24 protein-coding genes and 2 CRISPR repeat arrays are annotated in these 26,178 nt (G+C 72.5%); of the genes, 5 read left to right on the top strand and 19 right to left on the bottom strand.

The annotated features are described in order from the left end of the window. Nucleotides 1-487: 487 nt before the first annotated feature. The 14 genes from C1701_RS01580 to C1701_RS01650 form a co-directional block, all read right to left on the bottom strand. A complete protein-coding gene (locus C1701_RS01580; protein ID WP_103055388.1) occupies nucleotides 488-1,492 on the bottom strand; it encodes an NAD-dependent epimerase/dehydratase family protein in 1,005 nt (334 codons plus the stop codon). A 31-nt stretch (nucleotides 1,493-1,523) separates the two neighbouring features. Then, a complete protein-coding gene (locus C1701_RS01585) occupies nucleotides 1,524-2,747 on the bottom strand; it encodes a class I SAM-dependent methyltransferase (protein WP_016701430.1) in 1,224 nt (407 codons plus the stop codon). A 160-nt stretch (nucleotides 2,748-2,907) separates the two neighbouring features. Then, nucleotides 2,908-5,748: a helix-turn-helix transcriptional regulator gene (locus C1701_RS01590; RefSeq protein ID WP_337662068.1), complete on the bottom strand. Its 2,841-nt coding sequence runs from the start codon at nucleotides 5,746-5,748 to the stop codon at nucleotides 2,908-2,910. 482 nt (nucleotides 5,749-6,230) lie between these two features. After that, nucleotides 6,231-7,349 carry a Gfo/Idh/MocA family protein gene (locus C1701_RS01600; protein ID WP_026420474.1) on the bottom strand — a complete coding sequence of 373 codons (1,119 nt, stop codon included), beginning with the start codon at nucleotides 7,347-7,349 and terminating at the stop codon, nucleotides 6,231-6,233. Next, nucleotides 7,346-8,134 carry a sugar phosphate isomerase/epimerase family protein gene (locus C1701_RS01605; RefSeq protein ID WP_026420475.1) on the bottom strand — a complete coding sequence of 263 codons (789 nt, stop codon included), beginning with the start codon at nucleotides 8,132-8,134 and terminating at the stop codon, nucleotides 7,346-7,348. The genes C1701_RS01600 and C1701_RS01605 overlap by 4 nt, the downstream gene beginning before the upstream one ends. A 245-nt stretch (nucleotides 8,135-8,379) precedes the next feature. Then, on the bottom strand, nucleotides 8,380-9,549 hold the full coding sequence (locus C1701_RS01610) for a Gfo/Idh/MocA family protein (RefSeq protein ID WP_337662069.1): 1,170 nt from the start codon (nucleotides 9,547-9,549) through the stop codon (nucleotides 8,380-8,382). After that, nucleotides 9,546-10,379 carry a ThuA domain-containing protein gene (locus C1701_RS01615; RefSeq protein ID WP_026420476.1) on the bottom strand — a complete coding sequence of 278 codons (834 nt, stop codon included), beginning with the start codon at nucleotides 10,377-10,379 and terminating at the stop codon, nucleotides 9,546-9,548. The genes C1701_RS01610 and C1701_RS01615 overlap by 4 nt, the downstream gene beginning before the upstream one ends. Nucleotides 10,380-10,786: 407 nt before the next feature. After that, complete coding sequence (locus C1701_RS01620; protein ID WP_051713124.1) at nucleotides 10,787-11,623, bottom strand: nitroreductase/quinone reductase family protein; 837 nt, start codon at nucleotides 11,621-11,623, stop codon at nucleotides 10,787-10,789. A 375-nt stretch (nucleotides 11,624-11,998) separates the two neighbouring features. Continuing rightward, nucleotides 11,999-12,496: an NUDIX hydrolase gene (locus C1701_RS01625; RefSeq protein ID WP_030106596.1), complete on the bottom strand. Its 498-nt coding sequence runs from the start codon at nucleotides 12,494-12,496 to the stop codon at nucleotides 11,999-12,001. A 69-nt stretch (nucleotides 12,497-12,565) separates the two neighbouring features. After that, nucleotides 12,566-12,946, bottom strand: a complete 381-nt coding sequence (locus C1701_RS01630; protein ID WP_337662070.1) for a hypothetical protein — start codon at nucleotides 12,944-12,946, stop codon at nucleotides 12,566-12,568. Between the two features lie 75 nt (nucleotides 12,947-13,021). Beyond that, nucleotides 13,022-13,416: a CRISPR direct-repeat array (repeat unit 29 nt; unit sequence CGGCTCACCCCCGCTTGCGCGGGGCTTTC). Nucleotides 13,417-13,491: 75 nt separating this feature from the next. Next, nucleotides 13,492-14,265, bottom strand: coding sequence for an ABC transporter permease (locus C1701_RS01635; protein ID WP_103055391.1), 774 nt, complete (start codon nucleotides 14,263-14,265; stop codon nucleotides 13,492-13,494). Further along, nucleotides 14,262-14,996, bottom strand: coding sequence for an ABC transporter ATP-binding protein (locus tag C1701_RS01640; RefSeq protein WP_103055392.1), 735 nt, complete (start codon nucleotides 14,994-14,996; stop codon nucleotides 14,262-14,264). Before C1701_RS01640 ends, C1701_RS01635 begins: the two co-directional genes overlap by 4 nt. Beyond that, entirely contained in the window at nucleotides 14,993-15,550 is a 558-nt protein-coding gene (locus C1701_RS01645; protein ID WP_337662071.1) for a TetR family transcriptional regulator, read from the bottom strand. The genes C1701_RS01640 and C1701_RS01645 overlap by 4 nt, the downstream gene beginning before the upstream one ends. A 63-nt stretch (nucleotides 15,551-15,613) precedes the next feature. After that, the gene (locus tag C1701_RS01650; RefSeq protein ID WP_026420481.1) at nucleotides 15,614-15,934 is read right to left on the bottom strand and encodes a hypothetical protein; all 321 of its coding nucleotides are present in this window, start codon (nucleotides 15,932-15,934) and stop codon (nucleotides 15,614-15,616) included. A gap of 83 nt (nucleotides 15,935-16,017) precedes the next feature. Next, nucleotides 16,018-16,574: direct repeats of the CRISPR family, unit length 30 nt; unit sequence GTTGGAACTCCTCGTAGGAGCGATGAGGAC. Between the two features lie 392 nt (nucleotides 16,575-16,966). On the opposite strand from C1701_RS01650, the gene C1701_RS01655 reads away from it, so the two are divergent. Next, nucleotides 16,967-17,827, top strand: coding sequence for a DNA polymerase subunit beta (locus C1701_RS01655; protein WP_103055394.1), 861 nt, complete (start codon nucleotides 16,967-16,969; stop codon nucleotides 17,825-17,827). A 23-nt stretch (nucleotides 17,828-17,850) separates the two neighbouring features. Here the strand turns inward: C1701_RS01655 and C1701_RS01660 are convergent, their stop codons facing one another. The 5 genes from C1701_RS01660 to C1701_RS01680 form a co-directional block, all read right to left on the bottom strand. Continuing rightward, entirely contained in the window at nucleotides 17,851-19,167 is a 1,317-nt protein-coding gene (locus tag C1701_RS01660) for a hemolysin family protein (protein ID WP_026420482.1), read from the bottom strand. 157 nt (nucleotides 19,168-19,324) lie between these two features. Continuing rightward, on the bottom strand, nucleotides 19,325-20,101 hold the full coding sequence (locus C1701_RS01665) for an ABC transporter permease (RefSeq protein ID WP_026420483.1): 777 nt from the start codon (nucleotides 20,099-20,101) through the stop codon (nucleotides 19,325-19,327). Then, nucleotides 20,085-21,125 carry an ABC transporter substrate-binding protein gene (locus tag C1701_RS01670; protein ID WP_103055395.1) on the bottom strand — a complete coding sequence of 347 codons (1,041 nt, stop codon included), beginning with the start codon at nucleotides 21,123-21,125 and terminating at the stop codon, nucleotides 20,085-20,087. The genes C1701_RS01665 and C1701_RS01670 overlap by 17 nt, the downstream gene beginning before the upstream one ends. A 41-nt stretch (nucleotides 21,126-21,166) precedes the next feature. Next, nucleotides 21,167-22,006 (bottom strand): ABC transporter permease, encoded by an 840-nt coding sequence (locus tag C1701_RS01675; RefSeq protein WP_026420485.1) that lies wholly within the window; start codon nucleotides 22,004-22,006, stop codon nucleotides 21,167-21,169. Then, the gene (locus C1701_RS01680) at nucleotides 22,003-22,806 is read right to left on the bottom strand and encodes an ABC transporter ATP-binding protein (RefSeq protein ID WP_245588957.1); all 804 of its coding nucleotides are present in this window, start codon (nucleotides 22,804-22,806) and stop codon (nucleotides 22,003-22,005) included. The genes C1701_RS01675 and C1701_RS01680 overlap by 4 nt, the downstream gene beginning before the upstream one ends. A 296-nt stretch (nucleotides 22,807-23,102) precedes the next feature. Here C1701_RS01680 and C1701_RS01685 point away from each other — a divergent pair, with 296 nt between their 5' ends. From C1701_RS01685 to C1701_RS01700, 4 genes are read left to right on the top strand one after another with little or no spacing between them, the layout of a single operon-like run. Continuing rightward, the gene (locus C1701_RS01685) at nucleotides 23,103-23,882 is read left to right on the top strand and encodes a phosphorylase family protein (protein WP_030106581.1); all 780 of its coding nucleotides are present in this window, start codon (nucleotides 23,103-23,105) and stop codon (nucleotides 23,880-23,882) included. Further along, nucleotides 23,879-24,889 carry a dihydroorotate dehydrogenase gene (locus C1701_RS01690; protein WP_026420488.1) on the top strand — a complete coding sequence of 337 codons (1,011 nt, stop codon included), beginning with the start codon at nucleotides 23,879-23,881 and terminating at the stop codon, nucleotides 24,887-24,889. Before C1701_RS01685 ends, C1701_RS01690 begins: the two co-directional genes overlap by 4 nt. Beyond that, nucleotides 24,886-25,689, top strand: a complete 804-nt coding sequence (locus C1701_RS01695) for an IclR family transcriptional regulator (RefSeq protein ID WP_026420489.1) — start codon at nucleotides 24,886-24,888, stop codon at nucleotides 25,687-25,689. The genes C1701_RS01690 and C1701_RS01695 overlap by 4 nt, the downstream gene beginning before the upstream one ends. Then, entirely contained in the window at nucleotides 25,689-26,174 is a 486-nt protein-coding gene (locus tag C1701_RS01700) for a hypothetical protein (protein ID WP_030227049.1), read from the top strand. Before C1701_RS01695 ends, C1701_RS01700 begins: the two co-directional genes overlap by 1 nt. The last annotated feature ends 4 nt before the right edge of the window (nucleotides 26,175-26,178 follow it).

Genomic DNA, 26,178 nt, shown 5'->3' on the forward strand with positions numbered 1-26,178 from the left:
GCCGGTCCGCCCCTGCGCCGGGGCGGAGACCAGAGCACCTCCGCCGCTGGCGGGAACCACCGGCGGCCCGGCACCCCGCCCGGCACCGCGAGGCCCCGGCGTCGGGCACCGCCGCGCCGCACACGGGGTCGGCGGTGCGGGCCTGGGGGGGTTCGGGGACACGGTCCGGGCCAGTCAAGCGAGCGCGCCACGGGCGGGGGGGGGCGCGGGGGCGGGAGTGACCGGTCCGCACGGGCGGCACCCTCGAGCCGCGGCCGGCGCCGCACGTGGGCAGACACGGGGCCCGCCAAGTACGGAACACCAGGCGGCGCCGGTTCCGCCACCACGCCCCGGCGCGGGAGCCGTTCGCCGTCCGTGCCCGACCCAGGCGGCGCCGCCCTGGACCGGTTCGCCTCCCCACGCCGGCTCGGGGAACGGGAACCAGGCACGGGATCGCGGACCTCGAGGAGGGCGAGCCGGTGGGCGCCGTGGGCACCTGGCCGCGTGCTCAGCCGGACCCACCGGGGGTGGCGGCCAGTTGGGCGGACACGATGCCGGCGATGCCGGCGCGCGGCGGGACGGCGGCCGTCCAGCCGGTGGCGGCGCGGAACGCGGCCGGGTCGGCCACCAGGTCCCGGCCGTCCATCTCGGTCGCCTGCGCGGGGACCGGAACCGAGGTGACGGGGACCGGCGGCCGGCCGGTGTGCTCGGCGACCACCTCGGCGACCAGCTCGAACAGGGTGCGCAGGCTGACGCCCGTTCCGCTGCCGAGCAGCCATCTGCCGCCGGCGAGGGCGTCCGCCCGGTCGAGGGAGAGGGCGATGGCGGCGGCGACGTCGGTGACGTGCAGCAGGTCCCGCCGCACCCGCCCGTCACCCCACAGGGTGAGGGGTTGGCCGGCGAGGGCGCGGCGGACCATCGCCGTCACCACCCCCCGGTCCACGGCCTCCGGCGCCGCCGGGGCCCCGAAGACGGTGGGCAGCCGCAGCGTCACCCCCCGCAGCACCCCGGCGGCGGTCGCGGCCCGCAGGTCCTCCTCGACCGCGCATTTCTGCCGGTCGTACTCGGTGGCGGGCCGGTCCGCCTCGGTGCCGTCGAGCAGCGGTGTGCGCGGCGGCCCCACCTGTGAGGTGGAGCCGGGAAACACCACCACCGGCGGCGGCCCCTGCCCGGGTGGGCGGCGGCGGAGCGCCGCGACGAGGTCGCGGGCCGTGCCGAGGTTGACCCGTTCCCCGGCCGGGTCGGTCTCGGCCGCCCGGTAGGTACCGCCGGCGGTGTGCAGCGGGAGGTGCACCACGGCGTCCGCGCCGGCGACCGCGTCCTGGACCGCCCCCGGCTCGGTCAGGTCGGCGGTGCGCACCTCGACGTGGGCCTGCCCGGCCGGCACCGTGCTCGGACGGCGCGCCACCAGGCGCAGCCGGATCGGTCGGGACGCCAGCCGGGCGGCCACCGCCGAACCGACGAACCCGGACGCCCCCAGCACGGCGACCAGGGGGATGTGGGACGCGGGCATCGGATGCCTCCCTCGGAGAGCGGCGACCAGGTCAGCGGACGTGGAGCTCGGGCACGTACAGCACCCAGCGGCCACCGGCCTCGCGGAACGCCGTCTCCTTCGCCAGGATCTCCTCCGCGTGGTTCCAGGCGAAGAGGACGGCGTGCGCCGGATAGGGGTCGGCGAACTCCTCGGCGGGACGGACGGGGATGTGGGAGCCGGGCGTGAGCCGTCCCTGCTTGGCCGGTGTGGTGTCGAAGACGTGGGAGATGAGGTCCGGTCCGATGCCGCAGAAGTTGAGGACGGTGGCGCTCTTCGCGGTGGCGCCGTAGCCGACGACGGGCCGCCCCGCGGCCTTCTCCGCGCGCAGGAAGGCGAGCAGGTCGGTTCGGATCTGGTTGACCCGGGCGGCGAAGGCGTCCAGCGTGGTGGGATCGGTCAGCCCGGAGCGGGTTTCGCGCTCGATCAGCGCGCCGACCGCCGGGGAGATCTCGCGGGCCCCGGTGCGCGCCAGCGTGTAGCGGACCTCTCCCCCGTGCACGGGGAGCTCCTCGACGTCGACCAGCTCGAGGCCGTGCCGGGCGGCCATCGCCCGCACCGACCGGGCGGTGAAGAAGAAGAAGTGTTCGTCGTAGATCTGGTCGAAGGAGGTGCGCCGGACGATCTCGGCGAAGTACGGGTCCTCGAAGACGAACACGCCGGAGGGGGCGAGGAGTTCGTCGACGCCCCGCAGGATCGAGTCGATGTAGGGGATGTGGCACAGCGTGTTCGCCGCGTAGATGACGTCGGCGCTGCCGTCGGCGGCGAGGATGTCCCGGGCCGTCTCGGCCTCGAAGAACCTCTTGTCGACGCGGACTCCCCGCGCGGCCGCCAGGTCCGCCACCCCACCGGAGGGTTCCACTCCCAGGTGGCGCACCCCGGCGTCGGCGACGGTGCGCAGCATCGTGCCGTCGTTGCAGCCCAATTCGACGATGAACGGATCGGGACCGGCCAGTTCGTCGCGGAGGAACCGGCTCGCCACCGCGCGGAAGTGGTCCCGCATCACCGCCGAACCGTTCGACAGGTACGGGTAGTCCTCGTGGAACATGCGGTCGCGGGGCACCTCCTCCATCAGCTGCACCATCGAGCAGGACTCACAGCAGCCGATGGCGAGCCGAAAGGAGAACTCGCCGTCCAGCTGGTCGGGCAGGGGGAAGGCGTCGGACAGCGGTTGCTCGCCGAAGTCGAAGAACTCGCGAACCGGGCCGGAACAGACCCGGCAGGGCGTGGCGGGCATGGTGTCTCCCTTGGGCTTCGAGGTGGAGGACCACCGGTCCAGCAGCGGGTGGGCGGGGCCGACGGCGTGAAGGTGGTGTCGGGCCGGAGCACGGGCGGTGGGCGACCGCCCCAGGGGGAGGGGTGGCGGTCGGGCCGCGCGGCGGCGGCAGGGGTGGCCGTCACGGCCCCTCCCGGGCCGGGCCGGGCCCGTCGGCCTCGGCCTCGGGCGCGCGCAGCCCGGCGGGCAGGTCGCCCCGGCAGCGGACGCCGAGCTTCCGGTACACCCGGGTCAGGTGCTGCTCGACGGTGCTGACGGTGACGTAGAGCCGCGCGCTGATCTCGCGGTTGGTGCAGCCGAGCGCGGCCAGTTCGGCGACCCGCCGTTCCGAGTCGCTGAGCGCGGCGACCGCCAGGTCGGCGGCGCGCGGTTCGTTCCCGCTGGTGCTCGGGGACGCGCCGGCGTCCTCGGCCGGGTCCTCGGGTCCGGTGTCGTGGGAGGATCGCCCGTCGTCCGCCGTGGTGGGGGGATGTTCCGCCCGCGTGCCGCCGGCCGTCCGGGTCCCCGCCGGTGGCGCGTCCCCGCCGCGGGTGGGTTCGGCCCGGGACCGTTGGGCGGCGGCGAGGTCGGCGCGCACCGCCCGCAGCAGGAAGGTGTCCCCGGCTTCCTCCAGGCAGCGCACGGCTTCCTCGAGCAGTGCCGCCCGGTCGGCAGGGTCGCTGCTCGCGGCGAGTACCCGGAGGGTGATCGCCCTGGTCCGCTGGTCGAGCCCGGCGGACCGGTCCAACTGCTGTCTGGCGAGGTCGCGGGCCACGCCCAGGCGGCCCAGCTGGCGGTTGGCCTCGGCGAGGTCGCTGCGCCAGGGCACCAGCATCGGCACGTCCACGTCCCAGCCGCGCACGATCCGGCCGCAGGCCTGGAAGTCGCTGATCGCGGCGAGCAGCCGGTCGGTGGCCAGGTAGTGGTGTCCCCGGGCGTGCAGGTACCGGACACCGAAGAGGGTGGCGAACATGCGGTCGGGCACGCGTTGCCGCAACGTGTGGGCGGCGTCCTCGACCCGGCCCAGCGCGGTGTCCGCGAGCAGCAACGTCGTGAGCGGCCAGCCGATCAGCACGCCCCAGCTGCGCGGTGGGAGCCGGGTCAGCGCCGTCCGCGCCAGCGCCACGGCGGCCTCCGGGTCGCCCCGGCGGAGGGCCACGTCGGACTCGATCCCGCCGAGCACCGCCTGCCAGGTCACCGCGCCCCGCCGGTCGGCCTCGTCGAGCAGCTGGCGGCACCAGCGGGCCGCCGTGGCGGGCTGGTCACCGTGCACCAGCACGAGCAGGGCGGTGGCCACCACCTCCAGGGTGGTCTCCCCGAGCCGGCAGCTGCGGAGCACGTGTTCGGCGCTGGCCATCGTCGCCGGGTCGCACCCCTGGGTCCAGGCCGTCATCAGACGTTGCGTCGCGTCGACCCAGGGGTCGTCGGTCGACGGGGCCGCCTCGCCCTGGGGGCGTTCGCGCGCCGGGGGCGAGCCGTGGAACCACTGGTAGGCGACATCCAGTTCGGCGGCGGTCTGGTCGTCGAGCAGGCCCGGTTTGCCGGCGAACCGTTCGAGCCGGGCCAGCGCGGAGTCGGTGTCGCCGTTCCACAGGTCGTGGGAGACCACGAACACCGCGTCCCGCCCGCCCAGTTCGCCCGCCTCCACGGCCCGCAGCATCGGTTCCAGGTAGCGGGAGGCGGCCGACGGGTTCACCCGCCACAACGCGCGGACCAGGACGCGGGTGACCGCGAGCCGGTCGGCGGCGTCGCCCTCGGGGACCTCCAGGGCAAGTTCGAGCAGGTGCACGGCCGTGGCGACGTCGTCACCGATGAGGGCCTGCTCCGCGGCCTCCCGCAGCACGCCCACCGACCACGCGCCGGCGGCGCGGTCGGCGGCGGCGAAATGGCGGGCGACCTCGACGGCGCCGACTCCGCGCTGGTAGAGCAGTTCGGCGGCCCGGACGTGCAGGCTGGCCCGGTGGTCGCCGGACAGGCTCTCCGCCACGGCCAGTTCGGCCGCCGGGTGGCGGAAGCGGCCGTCCTCCAGCAGGCCGGCGCGGGTGAGGATCTCCAGCACGAGGTCGGCCTCGGCCGAGGTGGTACCCGCCAGGCGGCCGACCAGCAGTGGTGTCTGGTGGGCGCCGAGGACGGCCACGGCACGGGCGACGTCGAGCAGGCGCGGTTCCCACCGGTGGAGGCAGGCCAGGACGGCCTGGCCGAAGGCGGTGCCCACGACGGGGCGGGGCCGGCCGTCCTGGTCGACCCGCTCGGTCGGGTCGCTGGCGAGGTGGTCGTCGACCAGGGCGTTGACGAGCAACGGGTTTCCGCCGGTGAGACGGTGGTAGCACGGGGCCAGCAGCCTGGCGTCCTGCTCGGACGTCGCCGTCGCGAGCATGTCGGCGATGCGCGCCGGCGGGAGGGGGCGCAGCCGGATGCGGTGGTGCCGGCGGCGGGTGACCTCGGCGTGGAACACAGGCAGCGTGGGTTGGGGACGTTCCCATTCGACCAACACGATGAGCAGGCGTGCCGAGTTGATTCGCCTGCGCAGATACAACAGGAATTGAAGTGACGAACTGTCGGCGAACTGAACGTCGTCGACGGCGATTACCAGAGGCTTTTCCCGGGCCAGCTCGAGAAGCACGGCGCAGATTTCGTGCATTGCGTGGACGCCGACGTGCCGAATGTCGGCGCCGACGTCCTCCGCATCGGAGGTGTCCGGGACGACAAGCCGTGACACGTGGTCGACCACGGTCGCGGGCAATGCGGACCCGTGGAAGAGTTGGTCGATCAACCCGCCCTGGACTGACCGTTCCGCGCGAGACCCACCGGCGGTGAGGACCAGCGCCCCCGCCTCGACCGCATAACGGGTGAAAGCGTGCAGCAGCTCCGTCTTCCCACTGGCGAGTCCTCCACTGACGAGCACCAGCTTTCCAGTTCCGGTAGTGCTTTCGACGTAGAGCGAATGGAGGGCGTCCAGCTCCTCACGGTGGACCGGAAGCACGATCGACCACACCTCCGATCGGACCAGCCAGGTTTACCCCGAGAAAGGCGCCGGCCACGCGGAACAACGACGGCAAAAGCACCACTCCAACGCGTCACGGCACACAAACGGTTACCCGCACCACCCCCAGGTGGCCGATTTTGCGGTCGCAAGCGTACCTCACCAAGAAAGCACGTCAAGAACGCAGCCCATCGTGCTATCGACCGCACGGAACGTGGCAGTCTTTTCTGTTACGGTTCATGCGAAGCAGTTGTGCTCCGACTCGCGCGCGGTTAGGGCACGCGCGCGGGAACCGGACCGAACGGTCACGGGGCCGTTCGTCGGGAGGGATACGACCCGGGGGAGGCGCGTCGTCATCGTGGCCGTACCGGGGGCCGCCACAAAAGTCGACGGGATTTCGAACCCAATGTAGCGACCCGTTGTAGCCGAGGACACCCCGGGTTCACGTACCGTGCACGCCGCCGGGGTGTCCTCGGCGGCGGTCAGCTCCCCGTGGCCGTCCCGGGCGCCCACCCCGGCGGCAGCGGCTCGGGCATGGGGAAGGAACCACGCACGGTGTCGAACTCGCCGGCGGCGGCCGATCGTTCGATCGCCGTCATCAACTCCAGGACGTGCAACCCCAGCTCGCCACTCGCCCGGTGCGGGGTGCCGGCCCGCAGCGAGCGGACCATGTCCACGACGCCGAGGCCCCGCCCGGCGGAGGGAACCGGGGGCGCGGCCACCCGCCACTCCTCGTCGCCCCGGTCCCGGATCCGCACCTCACCGGCGAAGTGGTTGGGGTCGGGCAGGGCCAGGGTGGCCTCGGTCCCGGTGACCTCCACGAACCCGTGCCGGCGCAGCGGGGAGTCGAAGCTGAACAGCAGCGTCGCCGCCGGTCCTCCCGCGTACTCGACCAACGCGGAGACGTGCGTGGGCACCTCCACGCGGAACTCGGTGCCCGCCCGGTCACCGGCGACGATCCGCCGCGTCGTCAGCGCCTGCCGGCCCACCGCTCCCACCCGGTGCGCGGGCCCGAACAGCGACGCCAGGACCGTCAGGTAGTAGGGGCCGAGGTCGAACAGCGGGCCGGCGCCCCGCTGGAAGAGGAACGCCGGGTTGGGGTGCCACCGGTCCGGGCCCGGTTCCTGCACCAGCGCGAGCGCCGTCAGCGGGGTGCCGATGGCCCCGGCGTCGATGAGCCGCCGAGCCGCCTGGAAACCCGTGCCGAGCACGGTGTCCGGGGCGCACCCCAGTCGGCGGCCGACCCGGCCGGCCTGGGCGACCAGGGCCCGGCCGTCCTCCAGGTCCAGGGTCAGCGGCTTCTCGTTCCACACGTGCAGCCCGGCCTCCAACGCCGCCGAGGCCACCTCGACGTGGGCGGCGGGAACGGTCAGGTTCACCACCAGCTCCACCCCGGGGTGTTCCAGGGCCTGCCCGAACGTCCCCGAGGCCGGCACCCCGTACCGGGCGGCCTGGGCGGCGGCGCGGTCGACGTCGAGGTCGGCGCAGAACAGCACCGAGACCTCCGGGAACGAGGTCAGGTTCGTCAGGTACTGGTCGCTGATCGACCCGCAGCCCACGACGGCGACACCGAGCGGCGCCACCGGGTCCGGGGCCGTCACCGGTCGCTCCCGCCGCCGGCCGGGTGGGCGAACCCGTTGTCCCGCAGCCAGTCGAGGCTGTCCCCGACCGCCGCGAGGACGTCGGTGGCGCAGTCGTCGAGTTCGACGACCCGCCACTCCACCGCCGGGTTCGCCGTGAGGACCTCCGCGACGGGCATGCGTCCCGCGCCGACGGCGGTCATCGGGTCGGTCCTGGTCACCGGCCCGTCCTTGACGTGCAGGTACCGGACCCGGTCCCCCAGCCGTCGGAGCAGGGCGGGCACGTCCTGCCCGGCCACCGCCGCCCAGTAGGTGTCCACTTCCAACACCACCTCGGGGGCGAGGGCGTCGGCGAGCACCACCAGCGCGGGGGTGCCGTCCACGTCGGTGAACTCGAACTCGTGGTTGTGGTAGCCGAGCCGCAGACCCGCGTCGGCCGCCCGGGACGCCACCGCGTTCAGCTCGGCGGCCAGCGCCGTGACCGCGTCCCGGTCGCCGAACCGCTCCGGCGGCGCGACCGGCACGATGACCGTGTCGGCGCCGACCGTCCGGGCCCCGTCGAACAGGGCGTCCACGTCCTCCGACAGGACGGGGGCGTGGACGGCGCAGACGGCCAGGCCGGCCGCGTCGAGATCGTCACGCAGCCCGGGGGCGTCGGTGAGCACGTCGAACGGTTCCACCGCGCCGTAACCGAACCCGGCGAGGGCGGCCAGCACGCCGACGCGGTCAGCGGCCAGCTGCTCCCGCACCGTGTAGAGCTGCACCGCTGGGGGTGTCGAGAGGATCGGACTGGTCGGATCGGACATCTGCACCTCCTGTCAGGACACCGGAGCCGGCCGCGCTGGGCGTCCGGAACCGACAACCGGGTGGGGGCCGGCGTGCGGCCGGGGCGCCCCACGGGACATGGCTCGGGCGTGCGGTGGGATGGGCCGCCCCAGGGCGGGGGCCAGGGCCACCCGGTCTGGCCCGCCTACCCATCCGGGGGTGCGGGGCGGTGGGCCGCCTCGGGCCCCGCCGCGAGGCGGGAGTGGCGCGGGACGACCGGTAACCGTCATGTCCCCGCACCGCTGCCGCCGCCGTTCCCGCCGGGGGTCGGCGGCCGCCAGTCCCGCAGCGCGGGTCGCAGGTCCTCGTCCGCCCCGTCCACGGCGTCGCGGTGCGCCTCGGCGAGCAGGTCCGCGATGACCACCCTGGTCCCGGTGCCGGCCGACGCGATGGCGCCGTGCACCATCGCCAGGCTCAGCAGGTTGTCGGCCGCCACCGTGCTCGGCGCGAGCCCGGTCCGCAGGGCGTGTTCGAAGTCGGCCAGGGAACCGGCGATGTCCGTCGGCGACGGGGACCCCCACCCGCGCGCCCGGGACTCGGCCGCCGCCTCGGCGGCGCCGGCGACCGGCACCGCGTGCTCGACGACGGGTTCACCCTCGCCGTCCCACACCGCCGCCCCGTGCCGCCCGCTGACCCGCCACCGCCCGTTCCAGGAGGTCTCCAACCCGGGGGCGCACCAACTCCCCGTGTAGAGGTAACGCACTCCGCCGGTCATCTCGAAGATCGCGGTGGCCGCCGCGTCACCCCGGTACCAGCTCCAGTGCGGGTTGAACTCCTCGCACCACACCGTCACCGGGTCGCCGCCCACCAGGTACCGGGCCGCGTCGAACGGGTGGATCGCCATGTCCAGCAGCAGCGGGTGCTCCATCTCCTCGCGGAACCCGCCGAACCTCGGCGCGCGGAAGAACTCGGTGCTGACCGTGCCCACCGCCCCCAAGGTCCACACCTGCCGCCGCAGCGCGGCCAACCCGGGGCTGTGCCGACGGTTCTGGCTGACGGCGAACAGGCGGCCGGCGCGTTCGGCGGCCACCACGAGGCCGATCGCCTCGGCGAGGGTCGCCGCGAGCGGTTTCTCGCCGAGCACCGCCAACCCCAGGTCGAGGGCCTCCCGGGTGACGGAGTAGTGCGCGGAGGGGATGGTGACGTCGACGACCAGATCGGGCAGGGTGGCCTCGGCGAGGGCGCTGAGCGAGGTCGACACCGGAACCGGGGGCACCCCGCAGGCCGACAGTGCCGCCGTCGCCGCGTTCGGGTCGAGGTCGACCACGCCGACCAGGTCGACCGTGGGTGAGGCGTCCACCGTGTTCAGCCAGGCCCGCCCCATCGCTCCCGCCCCCACGACCACCGCGCGCAGCGGGCCGTGGTGGTCGACGGTGCGGAAGGCTCCGACGGTCATCGGTCCGCACCCGGGGACGCGGCCCCCGAGTGTGTCGCCGGCTCGTCGTCCCACCAGCCCACCGGGGAGCGGCGCAACCTCGGCGGGGACCCGACCGGCCGGTCCGGCCTCGCCCACCTCACCCCGTTGGCGATCACCCGCCGCACGTCGGGGTGGTGGTAGACGGGGTAGTCCTGGTCGCCGGGGCTGAAGTAGAAGATCCGGCCGTGGCCCCGGCGGAAGGTGACACCGCTGCGGAACACCTCGCCGCCGCTGAACGAGGACACGAAGACCAGCTCGTCCGGCGCGGGGATGTCGAAGAACTCCCCGTACATCTCCTGCCGGTCGATCACCAGCGGACTCGGCACGCCCTCGGCGATCGGGTGCCGGGGGTCGACCGTCCACACCAGTTCCCGGTCGTCGCCGTTGCGCCACCGCAACGCGCAGGTGGTGCCCAACAGCCGCGTGAAGACCTTGGAGAAGTGCCCGGAGTGGAGCACGACGAGCCCCATGCCGCCGAGCACCCGCTCCCGGACCCGTTCCACCAGGGCGTCGTCGACGCGATCGTGGGCGAGGTGGCCCCACCAGACGAGGACGTCGGTGGTGTCGAGGACCTCCGGCGGCAGGCCCTGCCCGGGTTCGTCCAGGGTGGCGGTGCGGATGGAGGCGGCCGGGCCGAGGTGGTCGGCGATCGCCGCCGCTACCGCGCCGTGGATTCCCCGCGGGTAGCGTTCGGCGACCTCCGGTTGGGTCCGTTCGTGGACGTTCTCGTTCCACACGGTGATCCGGGGTGGTCCGGGTGCGTCCCCGGGGGTGTCGGCGGCGGGACGGTGGTCGGGCACGGCACTCACCGGCGGTCCTCCATCGCACGAACGGTCACGGTCGGAGGACGTCGTCTGTCGTGCGTCGCGACACCCCCGCCAGGGTGAGCGCACCGCTCCGACGGACCAGGTCGACCGGTGTCCGCGCCGGGGCACGGTCCCCGTGTCGATCTTGTCCTGCACCGCCGATCCAACCGACCCCCGACGGCGGGAACAATCAGCCGGTCGGGCGATATGCGCGTGGCGCATTCGACCGCGCTCCGTGTCGAACACCGTTCGACCTGGTCACCCGTCAACCGTCGAATGACTCCCCGGGCGGGTCCCCTGTGCGCGTCCTGCCACTCCTCGCCTCGCCGCCGCCCACCGCTGCCCCCGCCTCGGGCTTCGGCCCGGCACCCTCCTCGGGCGGATGCCGGGCGCAACAGCTCAGAGACGGCTCACCCCGTGAGGCCGGTGATCTCCAGGAGCGGGCTGCGCGCCTGCCACCCCGCCCGGTCGAGCTCCTCGGACAGGCCCTGCGGGTTGTCGGGCCTGCTGAGCTGGTCGAGGATGTCGTCCAGGACACGACGGCGGTCCACGGCGTCGGTGACCTCGACGGCGGTGGCCGGGAGGTCGACGACCACCGACTCCTTGAGGTGCACGGTGAGGCGGGGGTCGGCCAGCAGGTTGCGGTACCAGTCGCGGGGACGGTCCTCCGGGTAGCCGGTGAGGAAGAACCGGCCTCCGGACCGGTAGAGCCAGATCTCGAGGCGCCGGGGCAGCCCGGACCGACGCCCGGTCGTGGTGATGTCCACCAGCACGTCCGAATCGAGCGCCCGGCGCACGGCGGCCTCATCCGGTGTCCCCGTCCCCCTCGACGCCGGCTGGGGTTCCCACCGGTGCGACGCCGGGTCGTCCGCGTGGCGGGCGTAGACGTCGGGAGGACCGGCCACGTAGCAGGCCGTCACCTCCTCCTCCGCCACGAACTCGTTCGTCGAGTTCGCCGGCAGGTGGACGACCTCACCGGGGTGGACGACCAGTTCGCCGTCGTCCTCGGTCCGCACCCGCAGAACACCGCCCAGGACGATCATCATCTCGTCGTAGGGGAAGGCGGCCCGCAGCCGCTCACCCGACGGCATGGCCGCGAACCCCACCACCATCGCCGCCTCCGGGTCGGTCGCCCGGCTGACGAGATCACTGCCGAAGAGCTGGTACCCCGCGCCGTCGGGCGGGGACCAGTCCTGGTTGCTCCGCGCGTCCTCGATCGTCCACCTGCGCACCCGCCTGCGTTCCACCGCCACGTTCCTCCCGCCGGGACGCCCCTCGGCGTCCGTCCGGCGGACCCTAGGACCTGAAGCGCACTGGAGGTCAACAGCGGGCGGTGCCGAGCTGGTCGTTCAGAGCTGAGTGCGCACCGCCGCGCGCTCGCGAGAAGCCGCTACCAGTGGGGATCTGGGCGCTCGTCGAGCGCTCACCTCGCTCACGGGGGTATTTCGACCAGTTCCGGTGCAACACCGTGAACGGCACTGGCTCAACCCCACTCGCGCGAGGCTTTCGAAGGGGAAGCGGTGCGCTCGCGCACCACCGACGGCTCACCCCGCTCGCGCGGGGCTTTCGCTTCAGGTCACAGCATCGCACCGGTACGAACCTCCCGGCGATCCGCGAGACGCTCAGTCGATGAGCGTGAGGGGCGCGGTGCTGAACCGGCCGGAGAGCAGGTCGTCAAGCAGGGTAGGCAGTTCGGCGGGCAGGAGCTTGTCGCGGCACTGCCGCAGCTCGTCCGCTGGCCACCAGCGGCGTCCGATCAGCCCGGCCTTCTCGTTCTCGGTGGGCCGGGGCGCGACCTGCGGGGCGTTCCCCTGGGTGCGCCCGAGAAAGACGTGCTCGATGCGGTGGTGGTCGCGGCCCTTGTAACGGAACCGGGATTCACGCACCCACAGTTCACGGCCGAGGGTGGGGAGCATGATCCCGGTCTCCTCGGCGGCTTCGCGGCGGGCTGCATCGCGGAGGTCTTCGCCGTCGTCCAGGCCGCCGCCGGGCAGTTCCCACCAGTGGTGATCGGGCTCGGCGGGGTCGAGGGCGTGGATGAGCAGTACGCGGTCGGCGGGATCCAGGAGGAGGACACGGGCGCCGATGCGGGGCGTGACGGTGCTGGTCGAGGCGGTCATCCTGCGGCTGGTCCTCGCGTCTCGGCTGACGGGGCGTGCGCTCCGGCAGCCGAGACGCGAACCGGCCGGTCAGAACAGGGTGGGCTCCGGCTCGGCAGGCGTGGCCGCCGTGGCGGGGTCCGACGTTAGCAGCGCGCCGGTGGCGGTCAGCGCAAGACGCACGGCGAGCCCGGAATGGTCGGTGAGCCGGGAGCCGTCCCCGGCGAGTTCCCTGGTCTCGTGGACGTACTCGCAGCCGGTGAGCTGCTCGGCTAAGGCGGCCGAGCCGTGGGCGTGGTCGTAGCGGAAGCCCAGGTCCGGACGGCGTGCCCAGCTGTGCTCGACCCGGTCGGGGTGCAGGTGCCGGAACAGGTCGACCAGGCCGTGCCGGTCGGTCAGGCCGCTGTAGAAGGCGTACTCGAACGGTGCGAACTGGCCCCGGTGAGCCGGCGTGTGGCTGGGTTCGAGCACGTTGAGGTCGCCGAGCAGCAGCAGCGGTGCCGCGCCGGCGGTGGCGTCCAGGGCGCGGCCGAAGCTCTGGATCCAGGGCTCACCCCCGCTTGCGTGGGGCTTTCGACAACGGCCGCGCGGCCAGCTCGACAAACCCCGGCTCACCCCCGCTTGCGCGGGGCTTTCCGCGGCCTGCTGCTGAGCTGGCCACTCGAAAGCGGCTCACCCCCGCTTGCGCGGGGCTTTCGCGATCTCACCGATCCCGCGCCGCTGGTGGATCGGCTCACCCCCGCTTGCGCGGGGCTTTCAGGACTTCACCGCCGGAGAGAGCACGGTCGTCCGGCTCACCCCCGCTTGCGCGGGGCTTTCGCGCCCCGGACGCGGACGTCCTCGAACTCCTGAGGCTCACCCCCGCTTGCGCGGGGCTTTCTGCGGCCGTGATGGTCGCCGGCGGTGGACTGGCGGCTCACCCCCGCTTGCGCGGGGCTTTCCCTTCGCGACCTGCGCCGACGGGAGCCCGTTACCTTTTCTTGACCTAGACGGATCCGGCGGCACCGTACTCCCGCTCACACTCCTCGGTCCAGCTCCAAGCGGTTCCACACGTGGACCGTGAGACCGCAGAACACCGCGCTGGTGGCGATGACGAGCCCCAGTTGGGCCATACCCACCACCTCGGGGAAGAGCGCCCAGATCGCCGGAGTCGCGAAGGGCAGCCACGCGGCCGTTGCGGGCTGCACGATCGCCGCCACCTGGGACACCACGATGAGGGCGATGGCCGCCCCTATCCCGGGAAGTGCCCCTCGGCCGAGGGTGGCTACCAAGGACGTGGGGACCACCACGGCACCGGTCAGGACGAGCAACAGCACCAGCCGGGTGAAGTCGGCCAGCACGTCGCCGTTGACAGGACCCAATCCCAGCAGGATGCCCACCAGGAACAGTGCGCCAACCGACACCAACGCGACCGCGCACACCCAGAGCAGATGGGTCAGCAGCTTGGCCAACACCACCACCGACCGTGTTGTCGGGGAGGCCAGCAGCCCGAGGACGGTGCCGTCGGTGAACTCCCGTCCGAAACTCCAGCTCAACGCGATGCCGAACGCGAGCAGGCCACCAGCGGCGGCGATCTGGGTGACGATCGTGAACAGCAGCGGCCAGCCGTCGAGATCGGCGGCGGCGCCGAGCCGGTCCACCACCTGGTCGTTCCCCGTGGAGACGGCGAGGACCAGACCGCAGCCGAGCAACGCGAGACCGACGACGAAGACACCGCCGGTGATCCACAAGGGCCGAGCTGCTGAGGCCTTGTGGATCTCGACCCAGCACGCTCCTCGGAAATTGTTCATACCCGCTCCCGGTTTCGTCGCTCGTCGTCGGAGAGCACGAGGTCGAACAGGGCTCGTTCCAGATCGGTTCCGCCGGGGTCGAGGGTTCCGGCGATCTCTCCACGGTTCATGACCGTGATCCGATGAGCGATCCGGGCCACCTCGTCGAGGTGGTGGCTGGAGACCAGAACGCCCGCACCGCGTGCCGCGCGACGGCGGAGCCGCTCACGCAGGTCGATCACCCCGGCCGGATCGAGGGCGTTGGTGGGTTCGTCGAGCACGAGGAGCCGTGGCTCGTCCAGCATCGCCACGGCGACGCCGAGCCGCTGCCGGTTCCCCTGGGACAACCGTCCCGCCCGCACGGCCGCGTAGTCACCGAGCCCGGCGTCGTCCAGGGCCTTCCGCGCGGCCTCGGCCGCCGTACTGGCGGGCAGTCCGCGCAATCTGGCCGCGACCAGCATGTTCCGCTGTGCGGTGAGTTCCGGGTAGGCGAACGGCCGATCGAGCATGTGGCCCACGCATCGCCACCTGCTCCCGGTCATTCGCGCCACCGGCGTACCAGCGATGCGGATGTCTCCGGATCGCAACCGCGCTATGCCGAGGATCAGGCGCATCAGCGTCGTCTTTCCCGCACCGTTGAGGCCCACCAGGGCGTGCACCTCTCCCTCTTCCACCGTGAGCGTCACTCCCCGCACGCCCACGCCCGGGGAGTAGGAGCGCACGGCACCGGTGACCTCGAGCAAGGCGGTCACGCCCCGACCTCCAACACGCTGAGCGCCGTCTCGATCGCTTCGACCAAGGTGGTGCCCTCGTTCTCCGCCCACTCGAAGAGTCCGGCGGAGAGTGCGCCCAGCAGCGCGGCGGCGGCGGCCCGGGCAGCGCGGGGATCGGTACCGTCGCTGATCAGCTGCTGCTGGATGGCCGCCGCCGTCTCCTCGTTCTGCTTCGCCAACGCCACGCGCAGGGTCAGAGTCGACGCGATGATGCGCACTCGACGGCGAACCATGCCCAGCTCCGCGTCGTCGAGTCCGCTCAACGCGCCACGCACGCCTCGAACCGCCCGAAGCAGCGCAGCCTCGCCCAGCGGGCGCTGGCCGATGGCACGAGCGATCACCGGGTCGAAGGGGTCGACGAGGACCGCCTGTTCCTTGGAGCCGAAGTGCCGGAAGAACGTCATCTCCGAGACCCCTGCGGACGCGGCGATCTGCACCACGCTCGTCTGGTCGAACCCCTGTTCCTCGAAGAGCGCGAGCGCGCGCTCGGTCAGCAGAGCCAGCGTGCGCTCACGCTTCGACACCGTAGCCACGGACAAATGTTATCGACTAACATTTTTGAGTGACTAGCGGCCCCGCCCACGAAGCGGAGGAGCTCAACGGGGTGCGGCGAGCGCGGTAGCAGCCGGAACGAAGCTGCGGATCACCGCGACGGTGTGGGTCGCCGCGTGCACCATCCCGCCACTCCTAAGCGCCGGCTCGCAACCGGGGGCTCTCGGGCACGTCGCCCCCACCACACCCACTAGCCGCGCGACCGCCGTTGCGGCAGATGCCAGCAACCGGCGGACCTCCTCCAGGCCGCAACCGAGCCACCGGGCAGTGCCGGCGAGCGCGACCAGGTAGTCGGTAAGCCCCTCGAGCCAGCCCTTCTCCTGGTCGTTCCCCTCGATCCCCTGCCGCTCCGGCAGGGTGTCCACGCCCGCGACCGGGCGAACGCAGATCCCCGGTCGCCCTCGTGGTCACGCCAGGGCTTCGGCAACCCTGGCTGCACGGCGGGATGGTTGTGGTTCCTCGTAGGAGCGATGAGGACCCGGGCACACCACGCCCTCGTCCGGCGCGTCGACTTGTTGGAACTCCTCGTAGGAGCGATGAGGACCAGCAGATCTTCCACCTCCGCCGCACCGACCGCTGGTTGGAACTCCTCGTAGGAGCGATGAGGACCACGCCACTGACGGCTACCCGGTGGAGGGAGTCGCGTTGGAACTCCTCGTAGGAGCGATGAGGACTGGCTTCCAGTTCGGCCAAGACGTCGTCGGCGGCCGCGTGTTGGAACTCCTCGTAGGAGCGATGAGGACGGTGACAGCGGATTTGTCCGGGGCCTGTGGTATGGCGGTTGGAACTCCTCGTAGGAGCGATGAGGACCGTTCGAACTGCCAGCGCTCCATGCCCCCTGGCTCAGGTTGGAACTCCTCGTAGGAGCGATGAGGACCTGCGCGAACTCGGCCTCCTCCCTCCCGCGCCCGCGTTGGAACTCCTCGTAGGAGCGATGAGGACCCGTGGTCGGACGTGGTGTCGATCGGCATGCTTGTTGGAACTCCTCGTAGGAGCGATGAGGACCCGAGAGTAAAGTCGCAGGTCAGCAGGCGTCTGGACCACCCTATCGGACACGGTTCTGCAGCGAACCCGAGGTTTGACATCAGACCCGGGGGGTTCGCTGAAATCTCGCCTCACTCGATGGTGCCTCCTCCCCAGCCTTCCGGCGGCCCGAAACACCACCAGATCAGCATGCCGAACCGGCGAAGGCCGCCGGGAAGGTGCCCATCGGCCCCGGTGCTCGACCGCCTCAAGCGTAGTGGTCGCCCACCTCTCCCCCATCGCTCGTTCGATACCATCCGCGCATGAGCACTTCCTGAGGACACGGTTCCGCGCCGTCACCGCCGCTCGCGTCCGCAGGCCGTCTCCGGCCGGGCGCGGGAACCAGTTCGTGCACTTCAGGGAGGAGTCCCACCATGCCCCACACCGAACCGACCGCCCTCGCCCGCCGCATCGACCGGTTCCGGGAGGCCGCGCACGCGGAGCCCCGGCTCGACGGCGTGCTGCTCTACGGGTCCTGGACCCTGGGGGAGGCCGACGCCTACTCCGACGTGGAGGCCTACCTGTTCGTCCGGGACGCGGACGTCGCGGACTTCGACGGGGTGGAGTTCGCCGCCCGCCTCGGCCCGGTGGCCTACTCCTACGAGAACCAGTTCGGGGTTCTCACCGTCGTCTTCGACGACCTGATGCGTGGCGAGTTCCACGTGACGGCCTCGGGTGCGGGCGTGGAGCAGGTGCGCGGCTGGCGGGGGATGATCCACCTGCCCGACACCGAGCGTGCCGTGGTGTTGGACCGGGACGGGCGGCTCACGTCGGCGGCGCGCACGCTCGCCGAGTTCCAGCCGCCGGAGCCGGTGGGGACGGCGTCGCACCTGGTGGGTGAGCTGACGAACTGGACGTTGATGGAGGCTCACCTGTTGGCGCGGGGTGAGACGGCGCGGGCGCATGCCTGGGCGCAGTTCATGGTGGCGCCGGCGCAGTTGAAGTTGTGCCGGTTGCTCCGGGACTCGACCCGGCACTGGTTGACGCCGAGCCGGGCTGTGGAGCAGGACCTGCCGGCGGCCGACGTCGAGCGTTACCGGGCCACCACGTCCGCCGCCGAGCCGGCTTCGGTGTTGGCGGCGGCGGTGCGGTCGTGGCGGTGGACCCGGGAGTTGGCGGCCGAGGCGGAGGCGCGGTGGTCGATCAGCGTGCCCACGGAGTTGCACGGGCGGATCGCGGCGTTGTTGGCGGACCTGGAGGCCGGCGCCGGGTGGCCCGGGCCGGCCGTCGGCTAGCGGTCCGCCCCGCGAGGACGACCTCAGTCCTCGTCCTCCTCGGCGGGTCGTGACCGCCGCAGGGGGGTGACGAGGATGCGGGAGACGCGGCGGCCGTCGAGGGCACGCACGGTGAAGCGGTGGTGGAGGGCTTCGACGCTGTCGCCCTCCCGGGGTAGGCGGTTGAACAGGGCGACGACGTAGCCGGCGAGGGTGTCGAAGGGGCCGTCGGGCAGGGTGAGGCCGGTCTGTTCCTCCACCTCGGTGCGGTGCAGCAGTCCGTCGACCTCGACGGAGCCTTCGGGGGATCGCCGGGAGGGGACGGCGCCGGGGTCGTACTCGTCGTAGATCTCGCCGACGACCTCCTCGACGAGGTCCTCGACGGTGACGATGCCGTCGGTGCCGCCGTACTCGTCGATGACCATGGCGAGGTGCCCGCCCTTGCGGCGCATCTGGGAGAGCGCGGCCAGCACCGGTTTGCTGCCGGGGAAGGCCGCGACGGGGCGGGCGATGTCGGCGAGGGTGCGTCCTTGGGGGTCCTCGCCGTCGACGACGGCGAGCAGGTCGCGGACGTGGACGAAGCCGACGACGTCGTCGGGGGACTCGCGGATCACCGGGTAGCGGGAGTGGGGTTTGCCGCGCATGAGGCGGACCGCGTCGGGCAGGGGGAGGTCGGCGTCGAGGAACTCGACCTCGGTGCGGGGGATCATGACCTCGCTGAGGACGCGGTCGCCGACGGCGAAGGCGTCGTCGAGCAGGCGGCGTTCCTCCACGGTCAGCTGTTCGTTGGTGCGGACCATGTCCCGCAGTTCCTCCTCCCCCACCTTCTCCTCGGCGGCCTGCGGGTCGATGCCCATGAGGCGGACCACGGCGTTGGTGGAGCGGGAGAGCAGCCAGATCAGGGGGCGGAAGACGGTGGCGAGGCGGTCGAGGACGCCGGCGGTGAACAGCGCCACCCCTTCGGACTTCTGGAGGGCGAGGCGCTTGGGGGCGAGTTCGCCGAGGACCAGGGACAGGTAGGAGACGAAGAGGGTGACCAGGACCAGCGCGAGGGTGGCGGCGAGGCCGGCGGGCAGTCCCCAGTCGGCGAGGTAGGGCTCGAGGCGGACGGCGATGGTGGCGCCTCCGTAGCCGGAGGCGAAGAACCCGGTGAAGGTGACGCCGATCTGCACGGCGGAGAGGAAGCGGTTGGGGTCGGAGCGGAGCCTGGCCAGTCGCTTCCCCCGGTTGCCCCGGGTGGCGGCGAGTCTGTCGACCTGGCTGTCGCGCAGCGACACCAGCGCGATCTCGGAGGCGGCGAAGTAGCCGCCGGCGAAGACGAAGAGCAGAACCAGCGCGAGATTCGTCGCGACACTGTCCATCCCTGGAATTCTCACAGGGTTGGGGTGTTCTGGCAGATCAGCGCGACGTTTCCGGTGGGCGTGCCAGCCGGGGCCGGGATGCGGGCGGCCCGCCCCGGGGGTGGGGCGGGCCGCCGTGCCCGGTGGTTCGACGTGTCCCTCCCGGGGCGGGGTGGGGTCAGCCGCCGAACCGCTCGGTGAGTTTGCGTTCGATGAGCCCCACCAGGGTGTAGAGGGCCCAGCCGATCGCGGAGAGCAGGATGAGGCAGATCATGACGACCTGGATGTCGTCGTTGTCCTGTGCCTGCTTCTCCAGGTAGCCCAGGCCGGCCTGGGCTCCGATGAACTCGCCGATGACGGCGGCGGTGACGGCCTGGAGCACGCCGACCCGCAGGCCCGCCGCGAGGGCGGGCAGGCTGTAGGGCAGGTCGATGAGCAGGGCGCGTCGGCCGCGTCGGATGTTCAGGACGTCGGCGAGGTCGTGCATGGTGGAGGGCATGCCTCGGAGCTTGCCGACCATGTTGATGAGCACCGGGTAGAAGGTCACCAGGGTGATCAGGGTGATCTTGGATCCGATGCCCAGGCCCAGCCAGAGGACGATGAGCGGGGCGATGGAGATCTTCGGCGTCACCTGGATGACGACGATGATCGGCATGAGCAGTCGTTCGATCCAGCCGACTCGGACGAAGAGCACCGCGAGGGCGATGCCGATGACCGAGCCGAGGGCGACTCCCTGGAGCACCTCGGCGAGGGTCTGCTGGAGGTGGATGCTCAGCCCGCCGGCCTGCCACAGGGAGACGGCGCGGGTGACGAGCTGCCCGGGGCTGGGAAGCACGTAGGAGGGCAGGCCGGAGAAGGCGGCCAGTGCCCACCACAGGCCGACGCCGCCGGCGAGGGAGGCCGCGCCGACCAGCAGGGGCAGGGCGCGGTCGCGGCGCTCAGTTGTCGAGCTCACGGTGGTCCCTGACCAGGTCGGCGGCGTCGAACGCCTCGTCGATCAGTTCGAACTCGGCCTGGGAGTCGATGGCCTCCTGCCAGCGGTCGAGGTTGCCGTGGCCGAAGCCGTTCTCCTCGGTGTCGGCGGACTGCCACAGTTCGGCGGCGTAGACGTCGCGGAGGACCTCGGAGATCTCGTCCTCCTGGCCCTCGAAGGTGGGGGCGTACTTCTCGATGGACATCGCCGTGGACTCGTCGATGTGGTCGATCGTGTACTGGAGTGCCTCGTCGAGGGCGGCGGTGAAGGAGGCGACGACCTCCGGGGTGTTCTCGACGGTGTCGGGGCTGGTGACGAGGATGTTGCCGAAGGAGGGCAGGTACTCGTCGCTGAGGATCTGGCCGACGTCCATCCCGGCGTTCTGGAGGGCGAAGTAGCGCAGTCGGGAGAAGACGATGGCGTCGACCTCGCCGCTCTGGAGGGCCTGGACGATGGCGCCGGTGCCGATGGTGCGCAGGTCGATGTCGTCGACGGTCAGGTCGGCGCTGTCGAGCATGGCCTGGAGCTGGGCGTAGTTGGGGCTGCCGAGGTCGGTGACGGCGACGCTGCGGCCTTCCAGGTCGGCGGGGGTCTCGATGCCGCTGTCGTTGGCGAACAGCAGGGCGCCGATGCCCTTCTGGTAGGTGGTGTGGACGACGTTGGTGCGGACGCCGCTGCCGTAGGCGGTGATGACGGAGTCGCCGTTGGGGAAGCCGAAGTCGACGTTGCCGGCGGCGACGTTCTGGACGATGTCGGCGCCGTTGGCGTAGGTGAACTCGACGTCGAGGCCGTGGTCGGCGAAGTAGCCCTGTTCCACGGCCTCGTAGAGGGGGGCGTAGTAGGGGACGGCGGCGCCGTCGATCTGCACGGTGACCGAGGTGGTGCCCTCGTCACCGCCGGTGGTGGTGCCGGCGTTGTCGGCGGGGCTGCATGCGGCGACACCGCCGAGGGCGGCGGCCAGGCCGAGGGCGGCGACGCCGCGCAGGGAGCGGGGGGAAGGGGACATGGTGGGTCCTTTCGGGACGGGGCGGGTCCGGCCGTCGCGGGTCAGCGGCGCCAGGGCAGTGCCCGGCGTTCGACGAGGCTGACCAGGGCGAAGCCGGTCAGTCCGACGACCACGGTGAGGACGACCGCGGCGATGAGCTGCGGCGTGTCGTAGGTGCTCCGGCCCTGGACCATGAGGAATCCCAGGCCTTGTTGGGCGGAGATGTACTCGGCGAGGAACGCGCCGGTCATCGCGTCGATGACCGCGATCCTGGCGCCGGCGAACAGGGCGGGCAGCGCGGTGGGCAGTTGGACGAGCCGGAAGAACCGGGCGGGTCCGAGGTTGAGGACGCGGCCCAGTGCCCGTTGGTCGTCGGTGACCTCGCCGAGGCCGAGCATCATCGCGATCATCATGGGGAAGAAGGCGAGCATCACGATGAGCGCGAGCTGGGAGCCGAGGCCGAGGCCGAACCAGAGGACGAGCAGTGGGGCGAGGGCGATCTTGGGTGCGGCCTGGAGGATGACGACGTAGGGCGCCAGGATCAGGCGGACCGTCCGGAAGGAGGCGATGACCCAGCCGAGGAGGGAGCCGATGACGATGCCGGCGCCGAGTCCGACGGCGATGTTGCGGACGGTGTAGCCGAGGTGGGGCCACAGTTCGCCGCTGCTGGCCAGCCGCCACAGGGCGTCGCCGACGCTGAGCGGGTCGGGCAGCAGGTAGGAGGGGACGTCGGCGAGGGTGACGTAGAGCTGCCAGGCGAGTAGGACCACGGCCAGGTAGGCGGCGGCGACGGTGATCCGGCGCAGCGGGGTTCCCTTGCCGAAGGGGCCGCCGCCGGGTCGGTTGCCGCCGGGAGCGGGTGGCGGGGTGGCGGCTCCGGTGGTGATCTCGGCGGTGCTCACGCCAGCTCCCCGCGCAGCATGCCGGCGAACTCGGCGAAGACCGGGAGTTGCCGGGTGGCGGCGTCGCGGTTCCGGTCGAGGGGGACCTGGTGGACGGAGCGGAGCCGGCCAGGGCGGGGTGACATGACCACGACGCGGTCGGCGAGGTAGGCGGCCTCCTCGACGCTGTGGGTGACGAAGACGATGGTCTTCCTGGTGGCGGCCCAGATGCGCAGGATGTCGTCGTGGAGCTTGTCCCTGGTGATGGCGTCGAGGGCGCCGAAGGGCTCGTCCATGAGCAGGATCCGGGGGTCGTAGGCGAGGGCGCGGACGATCGCGACCCGTTGGCGCATGCCGCCGGAGAGTTCCTTGGGGTAGGACTTGGCGAAGTCGCGCAGCCCGACGAGTTCGAGGAGTTGGTCGACCCGGTCGGTGGGCAGGTCGGAGCGGTCCTTCTGGACCTCGATGCCGAGGGAGACGTTGCGGGCGACGGTGCGCCACGGCAGCAGGGCCGGTTCCTGGAAGACGAAGCCGATGTCGCGGCCCGGGCGGGGAGCGCGGGTCCACTCGATGGTGCCCTCGTAGTCGGTGTCGAGGCCGGCGACCATCCGCAGCAGGGTGGACTTTCCGCAGCCGGAGGGGCCGATGATGGCGATGATCTCGCCGTCGCCGATGTCGAGGTTGACGTCGTCGAGGGCGCGCACGGAGGCGCCCTTGACGCTGACGTACTCCTTGCTCACACCGCGGATCTCCAGCAGCCGCCTGTGGTCGGTCGCGGCCGCCTCGGGCGGCGCGGTGTCCTCGTGGGTGTGATGGGTCACGGTGGCGGCTCCAGCGGGAGTCAGCCGGTCTGGTCCGGCTCGGATGGTCGAGTCGAGGATGCACACTAAGCATTTCTTCCGTGTTGCGGAAGTGGTCATCCGGAATTGTTGTCCGCGACGGAGAGTGCCCGCTTGGACGACCCTACGAGGCGGCGTTGATCGTTTGCGCTGGTCGAGGCTCGTATTTGACTCTGCACGCACTGTCGGGGACGGAACGTGACTGTTGACTCCCCGTGATGGCGCACCGCACACTGACGATTCTGGAAATCGACTTCCGCCTGACAGAAGGAGTCCTGGTGCCTCGCAGCGCTGCCGACCCGTGGCTCGACGGACGGCCCCCGCACCTGCCGTGCGGGCCCGGTGACCTGCCCGAGGTGTGCCTGCTGCCCGGGGACCCGGCCAGGGTGGACCGGGCGGCGGCCGTGCTCGACGACTTCCGCGTGCTGGGCCAGAACCGCGAGTTCCGCGTGGGCGTCGGCCGGCGGGGCGAGGTCGAGGTGGGGGTGTGCTCCACCGGCATCGGTGGCCCCTCCACCGAGATCGCGCTGGTGGAGCTGGCCCGGCTGGGCGTGCGGACGGTGCTGCGGACCGGGGGCATGGGGGCGCTGTCGGCGCGGATCGCGCCCGGTGACCTGTGCGTGGTCACCGAGGCGGTCCGCGAGGGCGGGGCCGCCTCCTGGTACGCCGACCCCGAGGTGCGGGCGCTGTCCAGCCCCGAGGTGCGCACCGCCCTGGCAGCGACCGCCGACCGGGCGGGGGAACGGGCGCACGGCATCACCGTGCTCTCCTGCGACTCCTACTACGTCGGGGAGGGCCGCCCGGTGCCCGGGCTGGAGGACAGGGCCGCGCGCCGCTTCGCCCAGGTCGAGGCGCTCGGGGTGGACGCGATGGACATGGAGTGCGAGACGGTGCTCGCCGTGGGCGCGGCCGTGGGGCTGCGGGTCGGGGGCCTGCTGGTCGCCCACGCCTCCCGGGCCACCGACAGCTGGTTGGAGGACTACGAGCCGGCGCAGTTGCGGATGCTGCGGGTGGCGGCGGACGCGGCGGCGCGGCTGAGCTCGGAGGGCCAGCGGTGACCGCCGTCACGACGGGTCCGCGTCCGGTCGGTGACCCGCCGGCCGGGGAGGACGCCCGCGCCCGGTTCTTCGCCGCCGCCCCGGCCCCCGAGGGCGGCGCGGCCCCCGACCTGCGGGTCCGGCTGGGCTCGCTGACCCTGCGCAACCCGGTGATGCCCGCCTCCGGGTGCTTCGGGCCGGAGCTGGCCCCGCTGGTGCCCACGTCCGAGATCGGCGCCACCGTCACCAAGACCGTGTTCGCCCGGCGGCGTGGCGGCAACCCGACCCACCGGTTGACCGAGACCCCGATGGGCATGATCAACAGCGTGGGCATCCCGAGCCTGGGCACCGACGGGTTCGTCCGCGAGATGCTGCCCCGCTACCGGGCGATGGCCGCCCCGGTGATCGTCAGCGTCGGCGGTCTGGCCGTGGGCGAGTACCTCACCGTCATGGACGAACTGGCGGGGGCGCGGTTCGACGGGGTCGAGGTGAACGTGTCGTGCCCGAACCTCGAACACGGCGGCCTGGACATCGGCACCGATCCGGACGCGGTCGCCCGCGTCGTCTCCGGGGTCGTCGCCCGCACCGACGTTCCCGTGCTGGTCAAGCTCACCCCGATGGTGTCCTCCATCGCCGAGGTGGCCCGCGCCGCCGAGGAGGCCGGCGCGACCGCGTTGACCGTGGCCAACTCCTTCCCCGGCATGACCCTGGACCCCCGGACCCGCCGGCCCGTCCTGGGCAACCGGGTCGGCGGGGTGTCCGGGCCCGCCGTCAAACCCCTCGCCCTCCGGCTCACCTGGGCCACCGCCGAAGCGGTGGGTGTTCCGGTGATCGGTTGTGGTGGTATCTCCACCGTGGACGATGCGCTCGACTTCCTGGCCGTCGGCGCCACCGCCGTCCAGGTCGGCACGGCGCACTTCGCCCGGCCGTTCGTCATGGCCGAGATCGCCCGCGGGCTCGCGGCGCGGTGCGCGGCGGCGGATGCCACCCGACTGACCGACTACGTCCGGACCCTGGGGGAGACATGAGCGTCGACAAGCCGATGCAGGTGGTGGTGCGCGCCCTGGACGTGCTCACCGCGTTGAGCAACGCCCGGGGTGGCAGGACCCTCCAGGACCTGCACGAGGAGCTCGACATCCCGCTCGGCAGCATGCACCGCGTCCTGTCCACCCTGACCCAGCAGGGCTTCGTCAGCCGGTCCCGGGTCAACAAGCGGTACTTCATCGGCCCGGCGGCCCGCGCGCTGTCCGCGCAGCGCTCCCACGGTGGCAGCCCGCTCGTGGTGCCCCCGGCGGCGCTGGCCCAGGCCGGTGAGGAGAGCGGGGAGACGGTGTTCCTCACCGAGATGATCGGGGAGCTGCCCGTCTGCGTGGCCCTGGTGGAGGCCCGGCACCCGCTCCGGCTGTTCGTGCGGATCGGGCAGGAGATGCCGTTGCACGCGGCCGCCGCCAGCCGCTCCATCCTGGCCCACCAGCCCGAGGACGTGGTGCGCACCCTGCTCGCGGGCACCTCGATGACCGGGTTCACCGCCGACACCCCGCGCACCGTGGCCGAGGTCCTCGACCACCTGGCGGTGGTCCGGGACCGGGGCTACGACGTGTGCGACGACGAACTCGACCGGGACGTGTGGGCGGTGTCCGCTCCGCTGCTCGCCGCCGACGGGTCCGTCACCTCCAGCGTCACCCTGGCCGCGGCCGGTTCCCGGATGAGCGACCCGCTCACCCGGGCCCGCGCGACGGAGATCGTGCTGCGCGCGGCCAGGGAGATGTCCTTCGACCTGGGGTGGTCCGGCGAGGACGTCGCCCATTCCACGCAGAGAGGAACCTGATGAACCAGCAGTCCTCCCCCACGCGCCCTCGGGTGGACCCGACCGAGTTCGCCGCCGACGTCCTGGCCGCCGGCGGCGGCACGCCCGCCCAGCCCACCTCCCTGCCCGCCGCGTTGCGCGGGGGCCGGTGGGTCGCGCGGCCGGCGTTGCTGCGGCGGGCCGCCGCGTTGCTGGCCCCCGTCCTGCCCGCCGGGGTGGACCGCATCGTCGGGGTGGGGCCGGCGGAGCAGCCGCTGGTCGTGGCGACCGCGCTGCACACCGGCCTGCCCTTCGCGGTGCTCGACGACACCACCGGCGACCCGGCCACGGCCGGGGATGCCGGGCCGTCGCTGCTGGTGGGCGAGGTGCACCGGCACGAGACGGTCGTGCTGGTCGCGGCCGCGCCCTCCCCGGCCGACCACCACGCCGGGGAGGCGATGCGCTCCCACGGCGTGCGGGTGCCGCGCACCGCGCTGCTCAGCGAGGTCCTCGCCACGGCGGACTGACCCG

Source organism: Actinoalloteichus sp. AHMU CJ021, from assembly GCF_002895405.1.
In the GTDB taxonomy this organism is placed as follows: domain Bacteria; phylum Actinomycetota; class Actinomycetes; order Mycobacteriales; family Pseudonocardiaceae; genus Actinoalloteichus_B; species Actinoalloteichus_B caeruleus.

What these genes read in the sequence shown, in the direction of transcription:
- C1701_RS01580 (WP_103055388.1), bottom strand. Translation starts at nt 1,492, where the DNA reads ATGCCCGCGTCCCACATCCCCCTGGTCGCCGTGCTGGGGGCGTCCGGG.
- C1701_RS01585 (WP_016701430.1), bottom strand. Translation starts at nt 2,747, where the DNA reads ATGCCCGCCACGCCCTGCCGGGTCTGTTCCGGCCCGGTTCGCGAGTTC.
- C1701_RS01605 (WP_026420475.1), bottom strand. Translation starts at nt 8,134, where the DNA reads ATGTCCGATCCGACCAGTCCGATCCTCTCGACACCCCCAGCGGTGCAG.
- C1701_RS01610 (WP_337662069.1), bottom strand. Translation starts at nt 9,549, where the DNA reads ATGACCGTCGGAGCCTTCCGCACCGTCGACCACCACGGCCCGCTGCGC.
- C1701_RS01625 (WP_030106596.1), bottom strand. Translation starts at nt 12,496, where the DNA reads ATGACCGCCTCGACCAGCACCGTCACGCCCCGCATCGGCGCCCGTGTC.
- C1701_RS01635 (WP_103055391.1), bottom strand. Translation starts at nt 14,265, where the DNA reads ATGAACAATTTCCGAGGAGCGTGCTGGGTCGAGATCCACAAGGCCTCA.
- C1701_RS01655 (WP_103055394.1), top strand. Translation starts at nt 16,967, where the DNA reads ATGCCCCACACCGAACCGACCGCCCTCGCCCGCCGCATCGACCGGTTC.
- C1701_RS01660 (WP_026420482.1), bottom strand. Translation starts at nt 19,167, where the DNA reads ATGGACAGTGTCGCGACGAATCTCGCGCTGGTTCTGCTCTTCGTCTTC.
- C1701_RS01670 (WP_103055395.1), bottom strand. Translation starts at nt 21,125, where the DNA reads ATGTCCCCTTCCCCCCGCTCCCTGCGCGGCGTCGCCGCCCTCGGCCTG.
- C1701_RS01695 (WP_026420489.1), top strand. Translation starts at nt 24,886, where the DNA reads ATGAGCGTCGACAAGCCGATGCAGGTGGTGGTGCGCGCCCTGGACGTG.
- C1701_RS01700 (WP_030227049.1), top strand. Translation starts at nt 25,689, where the DNA reads ATGAACCAGCAGTCCTCCCCCACGCGCCCTCGGGTGGACCCGACCGAG.